The 17,611-nt window shown below is 70.3% G+C and carries 17 protein-coding genes; 8 read left to right on the top strand and 9 right to left on the bottom strand.

Annotation, left to right across the window (positions count from 1 at the left end):
* Positions 1-17: 17 nt before the first annotated feature.
* The 5 genes from metW to PGN16_RS12920 form a co-directional block, all read right to left on the bottom strand.
* Entirely contained in the window at positions 18-629 is a 612-nt protein-coding gene (gene metW, locus PGN16_RS12940; protein ID WP_335309805.1) for a methionine biosynthesis protein MetW, read from the bottom strand.
* Positions 626-1,756, bottom strand: coding sequence for a homoserine O-acetyltransferase MetX (gene metX / locus PGN16_RS12935; RefSeq protein WP_335309804.1), 1,131 nt, complete (start codon positions 1,754-1,756; stop codon positions 626-628). The genes metW and metX overlap by 4 nt, the downstream gene beginning before the upstream one ends.
* A 125-nt stretch (positions 1,757-1,881) precedes the next feature.
* Positions 1,882-2,790, bottom strand: coding sequence for a prephenate/arogenate dehydrogenase family protein (locus PGN16_RS12930; RefSeq protein ID WP_335309803.1), 909 nt, complete (start codon positions 2,788-2,790; stop codon positions 1,882-1,884).
* A complete protein-coding gene (hisC, locus tag PGN16_RS12925; RefSeq protein WP_335309802.1) occupies positions 2,790-3,938 on the bottom strand; it encodes a histidinol-phosphate transaminase in 1,149 nt (382 codons plus the stop codon). Before hisC ends, PGN16_RS12930 begins: the two co-directional genes overlap by 1 nt.
* Before the next feature lie 76 nt (positions 3,939-4,014).
* Positions 4,015-4,575, bottom strand: coding sequence for a hypothetical protein (locus PGN16_RS12920; protein ID WP_335309801.1), 561 nt, complete (start codon positions 4,573-4,575; stop codon positions 4,015-4,017).
* A gap of 404 nt (positions 4,576-4,979) precedes the next feature.
* Here PGN16_RS12920 and PGN16_RS12915 point away from each other — a divergent pair, with 404 nt between their 5' ends.
* Positions 4,980-5,735 (top strand): choice-of-anchor E domain-containing protein, encoded by a 756-nt coding sequence (locus tag PGN16_RS12915; protein WP_335309800.1) that lies wholly within the window; start codon positions 4,980-4,982, stop codon positions 5,733-5,735.
* A 57-nt stretch (positions 5,736-5,792) separates the two neighbouring features.
* On the opposite strand, the gene PGN16_RS12910 is transcribed toward PGN16_RS12915, so the two are convergent.
* Positions 5,793-6,200, bottom strand: a complete 408-nt coding sequence (locus PGN16_RS12910) for a DUF1489 family protein (RefSeq protein WP_335309799.1) — start codon at positions 6,198-6,200, stop codon at positions 5,793-5,795.
* Positions 6,201-6,240: 40 nt separating this feature from the next.
* Entirely contained in the window at positions 6,241-7,728 is a 1,488-nt protein-coding gene (locus PGN16_RS12905; RefSeq protein WP_335309798.1) for a M23 family metallopeptidase, read from the bottom strand.
* A gap of 177 nt (positions 7,729-7,905) precedes the next feature.
* Between PGN16_RS12905 and PGN16_RS12900 the strand changes: the two genes are divergently transcribed.
* From PGN16_RS12900 to PGN16_RS12870, 7 genes are all read left to right on the top strand, one after another.
* Positions 7,906-10,386, top strand: coding sequence for a helicase-related protein (locus PGN16_RS12900; RefSeq protein WP_335309797.1), 2,481 nt, complete (start codon positions 7,906-7,908; stop codon positions 10,384-10,386).
* On the top strand, positions 10,383-10,691 hold the full coding sequence (locus PGN16_RS12895) for an RNA-binding S4 domain-containing protein (RefSeq protein ID WP_335309796.1): 309 nt from the start codon (positions 10,383-10,385) through the stop codon (positions 10,689-10,691). The genes PGN16_RS12900 and PGN16_RS12895 overlap by 4 nt, the downstream gene beginning before the upstream one ends.
* 55 nt (positions 10,692-10,746) lie before the next feature.
* On the top strand, positions 10,747-11,088 hold the full coding sequence (fdxA, locus tag PGN16_RS12890) for a ferredoxin FdxA (protein WP_058754475.1): 342 nt from the start codon (positions 10,747-10,749) through the stop codon (positions 11,086-11,088).
* 5 nt (positions 11,089-11,093) lie between these two features.
* A complete protein-coding gene (locus PGN16_RS12885) occupies positions 11,094-12,083 on the top strand; it encodes an alpha/beta fold hydrolase (protein ID WP_335309795.1) in 990 nt (329 codons plus the stop codon).
* 196 nt (positions 12,084-12,279) lie between these two features.
* Entirely contained in the window at positions 12,280-12,813 is a 534-nt protein-coding gene (locus PGN16_RS12880) for a CarD family transcriptional regulator (RefSeq protein ID WP_058754474.1), read from the top strand.
* 113 nt (positions 12,814-12,926) lie between these two features.
* Positions 12,927-13,637: a head GIN domain-containing protein gene (locus PGN16_RS12875; RefSeq protein WP_335309794.1), complete on the top strand. Its 711-nt coding sequence runs from the start codon at positions 12,927-12,929 to the stop codon at positions 13,635-13,637.
* A complete protein-coding gene (locus tag PGN16_RS12870) occupies positions 13,625-14,284 on the top strand; it encodes a GIN domain-containing protein (RefSeq protein ID WP_335309793.1) in 660 nt (219 codons plus the stop codon). The genes PGN16_RS12875 and PGN16_RS12870 overlap by 13 nt, the downstream gene beginning before the upstream one ends.
* 15 nt (positions 14,285-14,299) lie before the next feature.
* Here the strand turns inward: PGN16_RS12870 and PGN16_RS12865 are convergent, their stop codons facing one another.
* Both PGN16_RS12865 and PGN16_RS12860 read right to left on the bottom strand, forming a co-directional pair.
* A complete protein-coding gene (locus PGN16_RS12865; RefSeq protein ID WP_335309792.1) occupies positions 14,300-14,839 on the bottom strand; it encodes a SixA phosphatase family protein in 540 nt (179 codons plus the stop codon).
* Between the two features lie 16 nt (positions 14,840-14,855).
* The gene (locus PGN16_RS12860; RefSeq protein WP_335309791.1) at positions 14,856-17,576 is read right to left on the bottom strand and encodes an ATP-dependent DNA helicase; all 2,721 of its coding nucleotides are present in this window, start codon (positions 17,574-17,576) and stop codon (positions 14,856-14,858) included.
* Positions 17,577-17,611 lie beyond the last annotated feature (35 nt).

Here is a 17,611-nt window from a genome sequence, read left to right as displayed (position 1 = left end):
TTCTCGTCACGGCGACCTTAACCCCGATCAACTTTGCTTTGTTCCCGGCGCAGCAGGAAGATCGCATGTTCGGCCATGAAATTCGCCGCCGCCCCCCCGGTGCGCTTGTCGCCGGACAGGAACCATGCCCCTTCGACGATCACCCCGCGCTCGGCGAGATGCGCGCGAAAGTCGTCGATCGTCAGATGGTGGATGTTGGGCGTGTCGTACCAACGTTCGGGCAGCAGCCGCGTCACCGGCATCCGCCCGCCCCACAACAGCGACAGCCGCACGCGCCAATGCGCAAAATTGGGGAAGCTGACGAACGCGAACCGGCCGATCCGCAGCAGTTCGTCGAGCACCCGGTCGGGCGCGCGCGCGGTCTGCAGCGTCTGGCTGAGGATCGCGTAATCGAAACTCTGGTCGGGATAGCCGGCCAGATCGGTATCGGCATCACCCTGGATCACCGACAGCCCGCGCCCGACCGCCGCCGCGACATTGCCGGGGTCCAGCTCCAGCCCGCGCACGTCGGCCCCGCGATCGTCGCGCAACGCCGCCATCAACTCGCCGTCGCCGCACCCGACGTCGAGCGCGCGTGCGCCGGCGGGGACATGCGATGCGATGATCGCCAGATCGGGTCGCAAACTCATCGCCCGGCGCTCAGGAAGCCGTGGATCACGCGGTCCAGCTCTGGCGAGTCGAGCAGGAAGGCGTCATGCCCGAACGGGCTGGACAGTTCGACGAAGCTCGCCGGCGCGCCCGCCGCCATCAGCGCATGGACGATGCTGCGCGATTCGGCGGTCGGGTACAACCAGTCGGTGTCGAAGCTGACGAGGCAGAAGCGGGTCGCGGTGCCGCGGAAGGCATTGGCGAGCAGCCCGCCATGCTCCTCGGCCAGATCGAAATAATCGAGCGCGCGGGTGATGTAGAGGTAGCTGTTGGCGTCGAACCGGTCGGTGAACGCCAGCCCCTGATGCCGCAGATAGCTTTCCACCTGGAAATCGGCGTCGAATCCGAACGACTTCTGCGCGCGCGCCTGCAACCGCCGCCCGAACTTCTCGGTCAGCCCCGCCTCGGACAGATAGGTGATGTGCGCCGCCATCCGCGCCACCGCCAGCCCGGCGGCGGGCGGATCGCCGTCGTAATAATCGCCGCCGCGCCAGTTCGGGTCGGCCATCACTGCCTGCCTCCCGACTTCGTGAAAGGCGATGTTCTGCGCTGAATGGCGCGCGGTCGAGGCGATCACGACGCATTTTCCGACCCGCTCGGGGAAGGTCGCCGCCCAGCTCAGCGCCTGCATCCCGCCCATCGATCCGCCGACCACCGCCATCAGCCGCGCGACGCCAAGATGGTCGAGCAGCAGCGCCTGTGCGCGCACCATGTCGCGGATCGTTATGACCGGGAAGGTCATCGCATAGGGACGGCCGGTCGACGGATCGGTGCTGGCCGGCCCGGTCGAACCCATGCACGATCCCAGTACGTTGGTGCAGATAACGAAATAACGGTCGGTATCGATCGGCTTGCCCGGCCCGACCATCCGCTGCCACCAGCCCGGCTTGCCGGTGCGCGGATGCGCGCTGGCGAGATGCTGGTCGCCGGTCAGCGCATGGCAGACCAGCATCGCATTGCCGCCGTCGGCCGCCAGCGTGCCGTAAGTCTCATAGGCGATCTCGACCGGCGCAAGCAGCGCGCCACCATCGAGCCTGAGCGGCCCGGGCAGCATGACACGCCGCGACAGGCCGAACCGCTGATCGAGCGAGGATGGGGTGGTGAGCATCGAGCCGCTGCCTTTACCCGGCGCGCGGGCGGAGTGTCGAGATGCGTCGGCGCTCCTGCGGCGCGGCGTTACCCGCGATGGGCATGGCGAACGCCGGCACCGGCCGCCGGCTCAGCTCCGGGACATCAATCGTGCTTGCGCCCGAAGTCGGCGGCGGCATCGTCCTGCCCCTGATCGACGATCGAGCGACGGATCGCCCGGGTGCGCGCGAAGCGGTCGTGCAGCGCGTCGCCGTCGCCCCAGCGGATCGCGCGCTGCAACTGGCTGAGATCCTCGCTGAAGCGTTGCAGCATCTCCAGCACCGCCTCCTTGTTCGACAGGAACACGTCGCGCCACATCACCGGGTCGGAGGCGGCGATGCGCGTGAAGTCGCGGAAGCCGCCCGCCGAGAATTTGATGACCTCCGATTGCGTCACCTGCTGCAGGTCGTCGGCGGTCCCGACGATCGTATAGGCGATCAGGTGCGGCAGATGGCTGGTGACGGCGAGGACGAGATCATGGTGGTCGGGCGCCATCCGCTCGACATCCGCACCGAGCCGCCGCCAGAAATCCTCGACGCGGATCGTCGCCGCCTCGTCGCTGTCGGGCAAGGGCGTGACGATGCACCAGCGGCGGCGGAACAAGGTCGCGAACCCCGCCTCCGGCCCGCTCTGCTCCGTGCCTGCGACCGGATGCGCGGGGACGACGCGCGCCGGCGGAAGCACCGCCGACAGCGCCTGCGCGACCGACGCCTTGCAGCTCCCGACATCGCTGACGATCGCATCGGCGGGCAGGTCGGCGGCGATCTCGGCGGCGACCGCACCCATCGCACCCACGGGCACGCACAGGATCACCAGATCGGCGTCGGTGACCGCCGCGCCGGCATGATCGGCGACATCGTCGAGCAGGTCGATGCGCCGGGCGATCTCGCGCACGTTCGCGTCGGCGTCATGCCCGGTCAGGCGCACGGTCGGCATATATTGCCGTACCGCACGCGCGATCGACGAACCGATCAACCCGAGGCCGATGATCGAGACCCGCGCAAACGGCAGCATCAGCCGCGCTCGATGCCCTTGTCGGCGGGGGCGGCGTGCGCCGGGGCCGCACCACCTTCGACCAGCTCGCGCAGCGCCGCCGCGACGCCGCGCGTCTCGTCCGCGGTGCCGATCGTGATGCGCAGCCCCTGCGCGAGTCCCTGCCCCGGCAGCCAGCGGACGATATAGCCCGCGTCCATCAGTCCCTTGTAGGCGGTCTCGGCGGTCAGTTCGCCCTCGAACACCACCAGCACGAAGTTGGCCTCGCTCGGGATGGCACGCAGTCCGGCGTTGCCCAGCTTGGCGATTTCCTCGGCAAACCACGCGCGCCATTCGGCATTGTGCGCGCGGGTGTGTTCAACGAACGCGCGATCCTCGATCGCGGCGACCGCGGCGCGCTGTCCGCCGATCGTGATGTTGAACGGCAGACGGATGCGGTGCAGCGCCTGCACGATGTCGGCGTGCGCATAGCCCCAGCCGATCCGCTCGGCGGCGAGCCCGTGGATCTTCGAGAAGGTTCGCGTCACCAGCACGTTGCGCGCGGTTTTCGCCAGTTCCAGCCCGCCGTCGTCATCCGCGTCGGCGAGATATTCGCCATAGGCCTGATCGAGCACCAACAACACGTTGCCGGGCAGACGAGCGTGGAGCCGCGCGATCTCGGCGGCGGGCGCGAAGGTGCCGGTCGGGTTGTTGGGGTTGGCGACATAGACGACGCGCGTCCGCTCGGTGACGCAGGCGAGGATCGCGTCGACGTCGGTGGCATAGTCGCGGTCGGGCGCGATCACCGGGGTCGCGCCGACGCGCCGGGTCGCGATCTCGTACACCGCGAAGCCGTAGCGGACGAAGATCACCTCGTCGCCCGGCCCGGCGAAGGCGCCGGCGGCGAGATGCAGGATCTCGTCCGAGCCGTTGCCGTAGATGATCCGCGCCGCATCGAGCCCGAAGCGCGCCGCGATCGCCTCGCGCACGATCGCGCCGCTGGCGTCGGGATAGCGCTCCAGCGTGTCGGCGGCCGAAGCGAAGGCGGCGCGCGCGGCGGGCGAGGTGCCGAGCGGATTTTCGTTCGACGACAGTTTGGCGACCTTGCGACCATCGTCGGTGGTCGAGCGCCCCGGGATGTACGGGGCGATGTCCATGATCCAGGGCTTGGGAGCGGGCGCGTTCGTCATGGCCGATGCGGGTAGCGCGCGCGCGCCGCGGGGGGAAGGGGGCGGCGGGGCAAGATCGCCGCCCCTTACCTGTTCGTCAGAGCGGCGCGTCGGGCTTGTAGCCGACCTCGGCGATCACGGTGCCGTCGGGGTTCTTGCCTTCACGGTACAGTGCGTTGACCTTCTGGCGTTGCGCCCAGGTCAGCGTGTCCCAATCCTCGCGGTCGTTGCCGGGATGGCGCGCGCCGTCGCGCCCCTTGCGGCGGGGCGCGCCGCTGCTCGCCGGCTGCGACCTCGCGCGCTCCTCCTGATGCGCCTTCAGCGCGTCGTCGAGTTCGCCGGCCTCCACCGCCTGCTCCAGCTTGTCGAGAAAGACCGTGAACATCGCCTCGGGAAGGTGGTTCGTGGCCGATCCGTTGAGCGGCAGCGCGCCGCCAGGCAGTTTCACGGTGAAGGCGACGATGCCGTTCTGCACCTGCCACCACCGGCCGCCCGCCCTGGCAGTGCCGGGGGTGCGCTCCGCATATTGCTCGCGCGTGCGCTGGATGCCGTCCAGCAGCGGCCGGCGCGCCTTGGCGGGATCGTCGGGCTTGACCGCGAACGCTTCGGCAAGGCCCTCATTGTCGATGAAGCCGGCGAGTGAATCCAATAGTCCCATATGGCCTCCATGCCCTGGATCGCGGGCTAGGCAGCACTTCTTACCGATCGGTCAACGCGACCGGCGAACTACTCGACTTGGATTAGATAACGCCCGCACGCTCGAGTCAGGCGGTGCGGGCGCGCACCGTCGGCCGCCAGCCGCTTCGGCGCGGGCGCAGTAAAAAGAAACTCCAATAAATCAGCTTCGTAGAAAGTGAATGATCGCACTTACCGACGATGAATCGAACGGCGCCACTTCAGTGATTTTACAAACACTTCGCTCCGGTCACCATTTCGGGTAACGTTCTTTACTGCATTGCAACAACTTTCCTAATTCCACCTCGATTTATTACTCAACATGTCATTAACCATGAGTAGGGGTCGGCAACATGGCGCGAGGTGCGCCAATTGGGGAGAATGATCATGTCCGTGATGAAGAAGGCGGCGCTCGCGACGGCGCTGCTATGCGGCGCACTGACCGCCACGACCGCGAATGCCGCCACGCCGATCAACATCAGCGGCGGATCGGTCAGCACGACCGGCCCGACCGACTATACTAACCTGCTGGGCAATCTGACGAAGTTCGATTCCAGCCTCGGCACGCTGACCGCCGCCTATCTGACGGTCGGCTACTCCTTCCAGTCGACGATCACCGTCTCGGCGACCACCGACTCGACGGGCAGCGTCCGCACCGAGTCGGCTGCGCAGTTTCAGTCGACCGACGCGGGTGTCGCTTCGGTCCTGAACCAGTTGGTCAACACCACCCAGGCGGGCATCGGCGCCGCCACGCTGATCCCGGCGGCCTATGACCTGCTGGGCAACAGCTCGATCTACTCGGTCGGGCCCAGCACGGTGACCTCGAAGGACTTCGCCAGCAACGGGTCGGGCTCGACGGTCTTCACCATCACCGGCGCGTCGCTGTCGGCGTTCATCGCCGCCGCCAACAGCGGCACCTTCGATGTGTCGGCGAAGACGCTGACCGGCCTGCTCCTGTCGGCGACCGGCGGCAACGCCGCGGCGGCACAGCAGACCAACGCGACCTCGTCGTTCGCGATCAGCTATGACTATACCGCGACCCCGGCCGTGCCGGAGCCCGCGACATGGATGACGATGATCCTCGGCTTCGCGATGGTGGGCTACGGCCTGCGCCGCCGCTCGGCCGCGTTCAAGCTCGCCTGATCCAAACCCCGGCCCGCCGCGCCTGTCTGGCGCGACGGGCCGCAGGTCGGCCGCCGATCAGATCAAGCCAAGCTCGTTCAGCTTGCCCACCAGCACCGGCGGCATCGCGGCCAGTCCGTCGGCCACGTCCCCACCCAGATCGACCGGCGCGTCCTGCGCCTCCAGATAGCGCCAGCCCTGATGCGCGCGGCGCGGCTGCGCCAGCACCAGCCGCAGGTTCGGGTCGATATGGATCGCGACCCGCCCGCCCTCGGCCTCGCCGAACGACAGGATCGGCGAGCGCGCGACGAGCTGGTGCTTGATGATCCAGAACAACGACCCCTGCCCGGCGACTTCCTCGTGCCGCTTGGGAAGATAGCGCGTGGTCAGGAACACCGGTCCGGCGGCGGCACGCGCCTGCAAGCGCTCGGCAAGCAGGTCGACGCTCGCCGCGCCGAACGCGACCTTGGTGAGATGAAGCGGCATGGAAACAGCGATGTGGGTCGGCCACGCGCCGCCCGCAAGATCAGCGCAGCGGCGTGTCGAGCAGCCGCGCCATCTTCGCCTTCATCGCGCGGATCGTCGCGGCCGGCAGCGCCTGCAGGCTGCTCATCGAGATGCTGCGCGGGTTCACCGGGCGACCGTTCTGCCACACCTCCCAATGGAGGTGCGGTCCGGTCGAGATGCCGGTCGACCCGACATAGCCGATCACCTGTCCGCGCGCGACGCGCATCCCGGCGCGTACCGCAAAGCGGCTCATGTGGCCGTAACCGGTCGCCAGCCCCCCGGCATGGGCGAGCTTGACGAAATTGCCGTAACCGCCCGCGCGCCCCGCCGACTGCACCACGCCGTCCATCGCGGCATAGATCGGGCTGCCATAAGGCGCGCCGATGTCGGTGCCCTTGTGCATCCGCATGAAGCCGAGCAGCGGATGCATCCGCATCCCGAACGTCGAGGTGACGCGCCCGGCGACCGGCATCCCCATCGTCCCGCGCCGCTCGACCTGCCCGCCCGGGTCCATCAGCGTGCCGCCGTCGCCGTCGCGGTCGCCCCAGCGCACCAGGGTCACCTTCTGCCGCCCGCGGTCGAGCCCGGCATATTGCAGCTGCCCGACCTCGACCTCGCCGGTCGCGGCACGCTGCTGGTCGGCGACGATGTCGAACGTGTCGCCGGGGTCGATCCGCTCGATCGGCATGTGCGCGCCGAGCGCCTTGAGATACGTCTCGACCACCCGCGCCGGCACCCCCGCCGCGCGCGCCGAACGGTACAGGCTCGCCCCGACGATCCCGCGGACGTGGAGCGGGGTGCGGTCGATCGCGATCGGGCGGCGCAGCACCGTCAGCCCCTCGCCCGCGCGCAGCACCGTCATGTTGAGATCGAACGCCGCGCGGAAATCGAGCTTTTCGAGCGGGCGCGGCTGGAATTTGGTCGGCCGCCGCCCGAGCGTCAGCGACAGCAACGTCCCCGGCCGCAGCGTTGCGCCGCCGACCAACGACGCGACCCGCGCCGCCTCGCCGCCGCCGACCCCGGCGCGCTGCAACGTGCCCGCCAGCGTGTCGCCGTCACCGAGCGCCGCCGTCAGTTCGATCTGCGGACGTTCGGGGGTTTCGCTCAGCGGACGCACCAGCGCGCCTGCCGCCATCCGCCGCCCGGTCGTCGCGCCCAAGGCGAGCGGCGCGAACGACTGCGTCCGCGCTTCCTCGAACGCCGCCTCGCCCATCACCGGCGCGCTCGCCCCGATGATCGGCTGGAAGCCCGGCGACAGGAGCCACACGCCCGCGCACAAAGCAGTACAGGTCGCGAGTCCGCGCCACCACGTCCGGCTGCCGATGTCGCGACCGAGGTCGGGCACCCAATCGGCGTCGCGGGCCGCGGCGCGCGCGCGATGCAGCCATGCGCGATCGTCGGCGGGCAGGACCACACGGCCGGACGCACCCGCGCCCGCCCCGGCCCATTCCAGTCCCTGTTGCTCGCGCAAGAACACGCCGGCTTCTGCCCCGCTCTCGAAAAGCACGCCGCCGGAGCGACCTGCATCAGGCGCAGCGTTGTGGACGCGATTCGCTAAAGTCAAATTAACCGCGCACGTCGGAGCGTCGCGCTGCGGTGGAGCGTTAATCTGGGACGGCGAACTGGAGGCGCCCGATTTGCAGCAATTGCATCCCCGCGCCGCACGTCCGATGTAGGGCAGGTCATGGTGGCTTTCGACCGACCCCGCGTCACGGCCGTGCTGGGTCCGACCAACACCGGCAAGACCCATCTCGCGATCGAGCGGATGTGCGCGCATTCCAGCGGCATGATCGGCTTCCCGCTCCGCCTTCTGGCGCGCGAGGTCTACGACCGCGTCGTCGCGATCAAGGGCGCCGACCGCGTCGCGCTGATCACCGGCGAGGAGCGCATCGTCCCCAGGGACGCGCGCTGGTTCCTGTGCACCGCCGAGAGCATGCCGCTGCAGCAGGACGTGGCGTTCGTCGCGCTCGACGAGGCGCAACTCGGCAGCGACCGCGAGCGCGGGCATGTCTTCACCGACCGCATCCTGCGCGCACGCGGTCGCGAGGAGACGATGATCCTCGGCTCCGAGTCGCTGCGCCCGGTGCTGCGCGCGCTGGTGCCCGGGATCGAGATCGTCGAACGCCCACGCTTCTCGACGCTCAGCTATGCCGGCGCGAAGAAGCTGTCGCGGCTGCCGCGCCGCTCGGCGATCGTCGCCTTCTCCGCCGAGGAAGTCTATGCCACCGCCGAGATGCTGCGGCGCTTGCGCGGCGGTGCGGCGGTGGTGATGGGGGCGCTGTCCCCCCGCACCCGCAACGCGCAGGTCGCGATGTTCCAGGCCGGCGAGGTCGATTATCTGGTCGCCACCGACGCGATCGGCATGGGGCTGAACCTCGACGTCGGGCATGTCGCCTTCGCCGGGCTCCACAAGTTCGACGGCCAGCAGCGCCGCCGGCTGCGCGTCTCCGAGATGGCGCAGATCGCCGGCCGCGCCGGGCGGCACCAGCGCGACGGCACGTTCGGCGCGCTGACCGAGGAAGGGCCCGACGCGTTCGAGCCCGAGGAAGTCGCCGCGATCGAGGGGCATCGCTTCCCACGGCTCGACTGGCTCTATTGGCGCAACGGCACCCCTGACCTGTCGAGCATCGACGCCTTGGTCGCCAGCCTGTCGGAGCGCCCCGACGATCTCGCCTTGCGCGCCGCGCCCGAGGCGCTCGACCTCAAGATCCTCAAGCGGCTCGCCGAGGAGCCCGGCGTTCGCGACCGCGCGCGCGGCAATGTCGCGCGGCTATGGGCGGCGTGCGGCATCCCCGATTTCGCCAAGCTCGGGCTCGACCCGCACGCGCGCTTCGTCGGACGCGTGTTCGGCTACCTGTCGCAGGGTTTTATCCCGCACCAATGGTTCGCCGACGAGGTCGCGCGGCTCGACCGTACCGAGGGCGATGTCGAGACGATCGCTGGCCGCATCGCCGCGATCCGCAGCTGGGCCTATATCGCGCAGCGCCCCGACTGGCTCGCCGACCCGCAGACCTGGGCGGCGCGCACGCTCGAGATCGAGGAGCGCCTGTCGGATGCGCTCCACGCCAGCCTGACGCAGCGCTTCGTCGACAAGCGCACCACCGCGCTCGCCAAGAAGATCGGTGGCGGGGTCGGCGCGCTCCCGGTCGAGATCGACGCGCAGGGCGAGGTGACGATCGACACCCACACGATCGGGCGGCTGGAAGGCTTCCGCTTCGTCGTCGCCCCCGATGCGTGCGCGCACGACAAGCGCCTGCTGCTCGCCACCGCCGAGAAGCGGCTCGCGGGCGAGCGCCGCCGTCGTGCCGAGGCGCTGATCGCCAGCGACGATGCGCAGTTTGCGCTGGGTGCAGACGGGACGATCGCCGCCGACGGGCTGGTCGTCGCGCGGCTGGTGCGTGGCACCTCGCTGGCGCGTCCGCAGGTGGTGCTCGACGACGCGCTCGACTGTCTCGACCCGCCGCTGCGCACCCGCGTCGTCGAGCGATTGCGGCGCTGGACCGCCGAGACGATCGCGCGCACGCTCCCCGCGCTCGCCGCGCTGTCGGAGGCGACGCGCGCTGCCGAGGCCGGTCCCGCGCTGCGCAGCATCGCCGCCGCAATAGAGGCCGGCGCGGGCTTCGCGCAACGTCTGCCGCTGCGCGACGCGATCGAGGCGCTCGCACCCGGCCAGCGGCAATGGCTCCGGCGGCAGCGGATCACGATCGGCGCGCTCGACCTGTTCGACCCGCGGCTGCTCAAGCCCGCCGCGCAGGCGTGGCGGCGCGCGCTGCTCGCCGCTTATGGCACGCCCACCCCGCCCGCGCCGCCGCCGGGCGCGACGACGCTGCCGCGCGGTGCGCCCGGCGCGGTGCCGCTGATGGGCTTTCGCGCGCTCGGTGGACAGGCGGTGCGGATCGACCTCGTCGAGCGCGTGGCGCGCGCCGCGCATGACGCGCGTGGCGCGCACGGCCGTGCACCCTTCGCGCCCGATCCGGCGCTGGCGGTGTCGATCGGGCTCGAACCCGCGACGGTCGCGCGATTGATGGCCGAGCTGGGCTTCCGCCCGGTCGCCAAGCCCGATGCGGCCCCGCATTACGTCTGGCGGGGCCGGGCGCGCGCGAAGGTCGCCGCCCCCGATCCCGCCAACGCCTTCGCCGCGCTCGCCGGGCTGATGGGGCGATGACCGGCCCGACAACGGGCGGGGCGACGATGCGGCTCGACCGCTACCTGTGGTTCGCGCGGCTGGCCAAGACCCGCGACGTCGCGCAGGCGCTCGCCTGCGACGGCCATTTCCGCATCGATGGCCGCGCGATCGACCGCGCCCATGCGCCGGTGCGGGTCGGCAATATCCTGACCTTCTTCCACGGCGGGCGCGTGCGGGTCTTGCGCGTCGAGTCGTTGCCGGCGCGGCGCGGCCCGGCCCCGGAGGCGCAGGCTTGCTATCAGGAACTGGCCCTGTCTGCGCCGGTTTCGTCACCAGAGCGTTGACGCGCGACACCGACGGCGCGAAAGCGGCGCGCGAGAAGTGAGGAATTAGCCGACCATGACCTATGTCGTCACCGACGCCTGCATCCGCTGCAAGTATATGGACTGCGTGGAAGTATGTCCGGTCGACTGCTTCTATGAGGGCGAGAACATGCTCGTCATCAATCCGTCGGAGTGTATCGACTGCGGCGTGTGCGAGCCCGAATGCCCGGCGGAGGCGATCCTGCCCGACACCGAAAGCGGGCTGGAACAATGGCTTGAGCTGAACAACACCTTCTCGGCGCAATGGCCCAACGTCACGCGCAAGCTCGACCAGACCCCGCCCGATGCCGACGAGATGAAGGGCGTCGAGGGCAAGTACGACAAATTCTTCTCGCCCGAACCCGGCAAGGGCGACTGACGCGGATGCGGCTGACGCGCCGCGCGCTGCTGGCCGGCGGCGCCGCGGCGCTGGTGCCACTGCCTGCGTTCGCGCGCGACGCCCGCTACCCGCCGCCCGACCGCGAGGCGATGCTCCCCGTTCCGGGCGGCCGCGTCTACGTCCGCGTCAATGGCGACCTGAATGGCCCCCGTCCGCCGCTCGTGCTGATCCACGGCGGCCCCGGCGGCACGCACACCGGAATGCTCGACGCGCTGGCGCTTGCGGACGAGCGCGCCGTGATCCTTTACGACCAGCTCGACAGCGGCCGCTCCGACTGGCGGCAGGACCCCGCCAACTGGCGCGTGCCGCGCTTCGTCGACGAGCTGGAGGCGATCCGGCGCGGCCTGCATGTCCCGCGATGGCACGTTTGCGGGATGAGCTGGGGCGGCACGATCGCGCTCGAATATGCCGCGCGCCGTCCCGCCGAACTGATCAGTGTCGTGCTCGGCGGACCGCTGATCGCCACCAGGGCCTGGCTCGCCGACGCCGACGTCTTGCGCGCCGCCCTGCCCCCCGCGACGCGCGACACGCTGCTGGCCTGCGAGAGCGCGACCTCGCCCCCACCTGCCGCCTGCGATGCCGCGACCGACGACTTCTATCGCCACTACAACCGTCGCGAGGAGGCGCCGGCCGCGATGCGCGACGCGATGCGCGCACCGGGCAATCGCGGGTCGAACCAACGACTTTACGAGACGATGTGGGGCAGGAGCGAGTTCGTCGCGACCGGCACGCTACGCGATTACGACGGCACGCCGCTGCTCGCGAAACTGGACGGCGCGCGCACCCTGTTCATGGTCGGCCAGTATGACGAGGCGCGCCCGGTGACCGCGCTGGGCTTCGCCGCGCGCGTGCCGGGCGGGGCGGAGGTCGCCGTGATTCCGGGTGCGGCGCACGGAACGCTCAGCGATCGCCCGGCCGAAACGATCGGCATCCTGCGCGCGTGGCTGGCCCGTCACGACACGCCTTCCTTGTAAAAAAGTTCCGCCCCGTCAGCGTCGCTGCCCTAAACAGGCTGGAAATTTTATTGCGGATGGGTTATATACGTCCGGCACGGGCGCTTCCTCAGCGTCCGCCGGAGACGTCCAACCTTTTTGCCCCAGCCCGACCAGCAACGCGGCGCTCGCGCCACGGGTCGGCTTCGTTGGGGCCACAACATTGGAAAGGCCACCTATGGCTGCCAAGGCTCTGCATTTCGATGTCGGCGATTATGTCGTTTACCCCAAGCACGGCGTCGGGCGCGTCATCGAGTTGCAGAAACAGGAAATCGCCGGGATGCAGCTCGAGCTGTACGTCCTGCGGTTCGAAAAGGAGCGGATGACGCTCCGCGTCCCCACCAACAAGGCCGAATCGGTCGGTATGCGCAAGCTGTCGTCGGACAAGACGATGCGCGAGGCGATGGAGACGCTGAAGGGCAAGCCCAAGGTGAAGCGCACCATGTGGTCTCGCCGCGCGCAGGAATATGAGGCGAAGATCAACTCGGGCGACCTCGCGTCGATCGCCGAGGTGGTCCGCGACCTGTTCCGTGCCGACGACCAGCCCGAGCAGAGCTATTCCGAGCGGCAGATCTTCGAAGGCGCGTGCAGCCGCCTCGCGCGCGAACTCGCCGCGATGGAGCAGATCGACGAGCCGGCCGCGCAGGAGAAGATCCTGGAGATCCTCCGCAAGGCCGCGGCGATCTACAACAAGGACAAGGTGCCCGCCTGACGCGGTATCACCCTGTTGCGTGCAGAAGAGGCGGCCGGCGACGGTCGCCTCTTTTCGTTTGTGCGCCTCCTTTGCGTGTATTAACGTAGCAACACACAAAAGGGAGACGGACGATGCGGTCGATGATGCTCGCGGCGCTGCTGCCACTGGTCGCATGCGGCAACAATGCCAACATCGAAGGGCGGGAGGTGCCGGCACAAGGGTCCGGCGCGACGCGCTCCTATGACGTACGCGACTTCACCGCGGTCAAACTGGCGGGCAGCGATGACGTCGATGTCCGCGTCGGCGGCGGCTTCTCGGTTCGCGCCGAGGGCGATCCCCAGATCCTCGCCAAGCTGACGATCTCGCGTGACGGCGATCGCCTGATCGTCTCGCGGCGCTGGAGCGGGGCGCGGGGCAACGCCCGCGTCTATGTCACGTTGCCGAAGCTGACCGCCGCGTCGCTCGACGGCTCAGGCGACCTTGCGATCGACCAGGTACGCGGCAGCAGCTTCGACGCGCGACTCGCCGGCTCGGGCAACCTGCGGATCGCGCAGATCGCGATCGACTCGCTCGGCCTGACCCTCGCCGGCTCCGGCAACATCGCCACCGCGGGTCAGACCGGCCAGCTTTCGCTCAACCTCGCCGGATCGGGCAATGTCGATGCCGCGGGGCTGGTCGCGCGCGAGGCCGCGATCAAGTCGGCTGGATCGGGCAATATTCGCGCCACGGTCCGCGGCCCGGCGACGGTGTCGCTGGTCGGCTCGGGCGATGTCGATCTCGGCGGCGGCGCGCGCTGCACGGTGCGCAAGGCCGGGTCCGGCACGGTGCGGTGCGGGGCCTGATCGCGCTCGTCGCGCTGCTCGCGACCCCCGCCGGGGCCGCCGAGCGGCGCTGGCCGGTCGGCAGCATCGAGCGGCTGCGGGTCGAGGCGCCGGTAACGCTGCGCGTCGTGACCGGCGGCGGTAACGGCGTGCGCGGCACCGCCGCCGATCGAGCGACGCTCGACGCGCTCGACCTGCGGGTCGACGGCACCACGCTGACGATCCGTGCGCCCCGCAGCTTTTCCGGGAACGCCGAGATCATCGTCGCCACCCCGCGCCTCGACACGGTTGCGCTCTTCGCGCCCGCCACGGCGCGCATCGACACGCTGCGCGGTGGGACGACGACCGTCTCGGTAGCGGGTGCGGGCACGGTTTTCGTCGGGCGCGTCGATGCCGAGCGGTTCGACGCGACACTCGTCGGCGACGGGGCGATCACCGCCGGCGGTCGCGTGACCGAGGCGCGGCTCGCCGGCAACGGCCCCGGCGCGATCGACACCACCGCGCTATCGGCCGAGCGGACGACGATTCAGGCGGCCGGTGACCTGATCGTCCGCGCCGCCGCGCGCAGCACCGCCCGGATCACCGCCGGTCCCGATGCGCAGGTCACGATGATAGGGCATCCGCAATGCAGCATCCGCGCAGCGACGCCCGCCTCCGTTCGTTGCTAGACTAGGGCGCAGCCGTCAGTCGCCGTCCGGTCCCAGCGTGGGATCGACGTCGCGCGGCCGGATGAAGCGGGTCAGTCGCCCGCGTCCGACGCCCACCGCTGCCCAATCGTCGGCATCGAAAGTAATCTCGGCCAATGTCGCGGTCGGATATTTCTCCTCCGCTGCCAGCCGAAGCGCGCTCGCATCATCGGGAACGAGCAGCAACGTCAGCTCCTCCAGCCCCGGATTGTGCCCGACCAGCAGCAGCGACTCCGCCGCTGGCTCGCATTCATGCACCACGTCGAGCAGCGTCGTCGGCGCGGCGAGATACAGCCGCCGGTCCCACGTCGGGGTCAGCGCGCGTCCCAATCCGCGCGCGACCTCGACGATCGTTTCGTCGACCCGCGCCGCCGGCGAGGCGACCACGCGGTCGAAGGTCAGTCGCAAGTCCCGGAGATGCCGCCCCATCGTCACCGCCGCGCGTCGCCCGCGCGCATTGAGCGGACGGTCGAAATCGCGCGCCACCGGATCGTCCCAGCCCGATTTGGCATGGCGCAGCAGCGTCAGCGTCTTCACGGGGCGTCGGTCTCCGTCAGGCGTCGAGGGCCGCGTCATGCCCCATGTTAACTCCGGTGGAAAGCCGCCGCTTCACTCTTTCGACCGCTTCATCGAGCGGCACGCGCGTCACCGGCACGCCCGGCGGAAAGGCGTCGAGCAGGCGTGACGGCATTGCGGCGGACAGCAGCACGAACAGCCCCGCGTCGCTCCCGCGCCGGATCAGCCGCCCGAATGCCTGCGCCAGCCGCGCGCGCACGATCCGGTCGTCATAGGCGCTGCCGCCGCCGGTCAGCCGGCGCGCGGCGTGGAGCACGGTCGGCTTGGGCCATGGCACGCCCTCCATCACCACCAGCCGCAGCGAATGGCCGGGCACGTCGACCCCGTCGCGCAACGCGTCGGTGCCGAACAGGCTGGCGTGCGGATCGTCGCGGAAGATGTCGACCAACGTGCCCGTATCGACCGGATCGACATGCTGCGCGTGGAGCGGCAGCCCGGCGCGCGCCAGCCGGTCGGCGACCCGCGCATGGACCGCGCGCAGCCGGCGGATCGCGGTGAACAGCCCGAGCGCGCCGCCTTCGCTCGCCTCGACCAGCCGCGCATAGGCATTGGCGAGCGCGGGGATGTCGCCGCGCTTCACGTCGGTGACGATCACCACCTCGGCGCGCGCCGCATAGTCGAACGGCGATTCGACCTGGAAGCGCCCCGCCGCGCGCGGCAGGTGCGGTGCGCCGACCCGCGCCTCGGCGGTATCCCAGTCGCCGCCCGCAGTCAGCGTCGCCGAGGTGACCAATGCCCCATGCGCGCCCTTCAGCACCGTCTCGGCAAACGGCAGCGTCGGATCGAGCCAGCGGCGATGCAGCCCAATGTCATATTCGCGCCCCTCGACGCGGTCGACCGCCAGCCAGTCGACGAAGCGCGGGTCGGCCGGGCCGCCGATGCGTGCGAGCAGCGCCAACCACGCGGCGACCGTCTCCGCGCGCCAGCCGAGCGAGGCGATCGCTCCCTCGACCCGCGCGCGCGCCTGCCCGTCGAGCCAATCCGGCCCCTCCGCGAGCACCGCCTCGAGCCTTTTGCCGAGCGCCACCATCGGCCGCACCAGCGCGTCGAGCGCCTGCGCGGCGGGCGCGGCGGCCTCGATCAACTCGGGCGACGGCTCGGCCAGCTCGGTCTCCAGCCCGTAGCCGGCATCCGCGCCGCGCTCCTCGGAGCGCGCATAGGCGAGCCCGCGCACCGCCCCCAGCAGCGCCTCGATCGCGCCGAACGGCTGGCCCTCGGCGACGCGCGACAGCCAGCCGTCGGACGCCAGCGCCTGCGCCGCGCCGACGATGTCGGTCACGGCGCGGCCGCCCTGCTCGTCATAGCTCGCGACATCCGACAGTCGCGCCTGCAACCCGCGCCGCCGCCCGCGTGACGTCCCCTCCGGCCCGACGATCCAGCGCCGCAGCTCGATCGTCTCCGATCCGGTCAGCGCGGTACCGAACATCGCATCGGCGGCGTCGAACAGATGATGCCCCTCGTCGAAGACGTAACGTGTCGGCCGCGTCGCCAGCTCGCGCCCGCGGGCAGCATTGACCATCACCAACGCATGGTTGGCGATCACCAGATCAGCCTCGGCCGAGGCGCGCGCCGCGCGCTCGATGAAGCATTTACGGTAATGCGGGCAGCCGGCATAAACGCATTCGCCGCGTCGGTCGGTCAGCGCCGCCGAGCCGTTGCGGCGGAACAGCGCCACCAGCCAGCCGGGCAGGTCGCCGCCGACCATGTCCCCATCGTCCGTATAGGCCGCCCAGCGCGCGACCAGATGCGCGAGGATCGCCGCGCGCCCCGCAAACCCTCCCTGCAACGCATCCTCGAGATTGAGCAGGCACAGGTAATTTTCGCGCCCCTTGCGCGTCACCACCTTGGCCTTGCGCAGCGCGCGATCGGGATACAGCCGCCGCGTTTCATGCCCCAATTGCCGTTGCAGCGCCTTGGTGTAGGTCGACACCCACACCGCGCCGCCGGCCTGTTCGGCCCACAGGCTGGCGGGAGCCAGATAGCCGAGCGTCTTGCCGATCCCGGTCCCCGCCTCGGCGAGCATCAGGTTCGGTGCCTCGCGCGTGACGCGCGGCGCGAAGGCGGCGCTGGCGGCGGCGGCATAGGCGCGCTGCCCGGCGCGCGGCTCGGCCCCCGCGCCGGTCAGCCGATCGAGCCGGTCGAGCACCGCGCGTTCCTCCAGCGTGACGCTGCGCGGCGCGGGGCGCGGCGCGACCTCGTCCCATTCGGGGAGTCGCGCGAACAGCCAGCGCTCGTTCTGCTGCGGCTTGGGAATGCGCGGCGCGACGACCGGCGCCCACGCCCATCGCGCGCGGGTCAGCGATTGCGCCGCGGTCCATGCGCCCTCGCGCTCGGGCCAGTCGCTCTCGGTTACCGCCAGCATCCGCGCCGCCGCGTCGCGCAGGAACGCCGCCACCTCATCGTCGCGCGCCGGCGCGGGCAGGCCGCATGCATCCGCGACACCCTTCGGGGTCGGCACCATGAAGCGCGCCGGATGGAGAAAGGCGAACAGTTCGAGCAGGTCGAGCCCCGACAGCTCGGCATAGCCCAGCCGCTGCCCGATCAGCGGTGCGTTGAGCAGGATCACCGGCGTGTCCGCCGCCAGCCGGATCGCTTCGCCGCGCGACAGCGCGCGCGTCGCCTCGCCATCCGCCATCCAGATGCCGGAATGGCTCGCGTGCAGCGCGGGATGCGGGAGCCGGATCACCGGAAAGGACATGGCGTTGCCAGAACGAAAGAGCAACCACAACCATC

The organism is Sphingomonas phyllosphaerae (assembly GCF_036946485.1).
GTDB lineage: Bacteria > Pseudomonadota > Alphaproteobacteria > Sphingomonadales > Sphingomonadaceae > Sphingomonas > Sphingomonas phyllosphaerae_E.
This window is presented reverse-complemented; position numbering and strand designations above follow the sequence as displayed.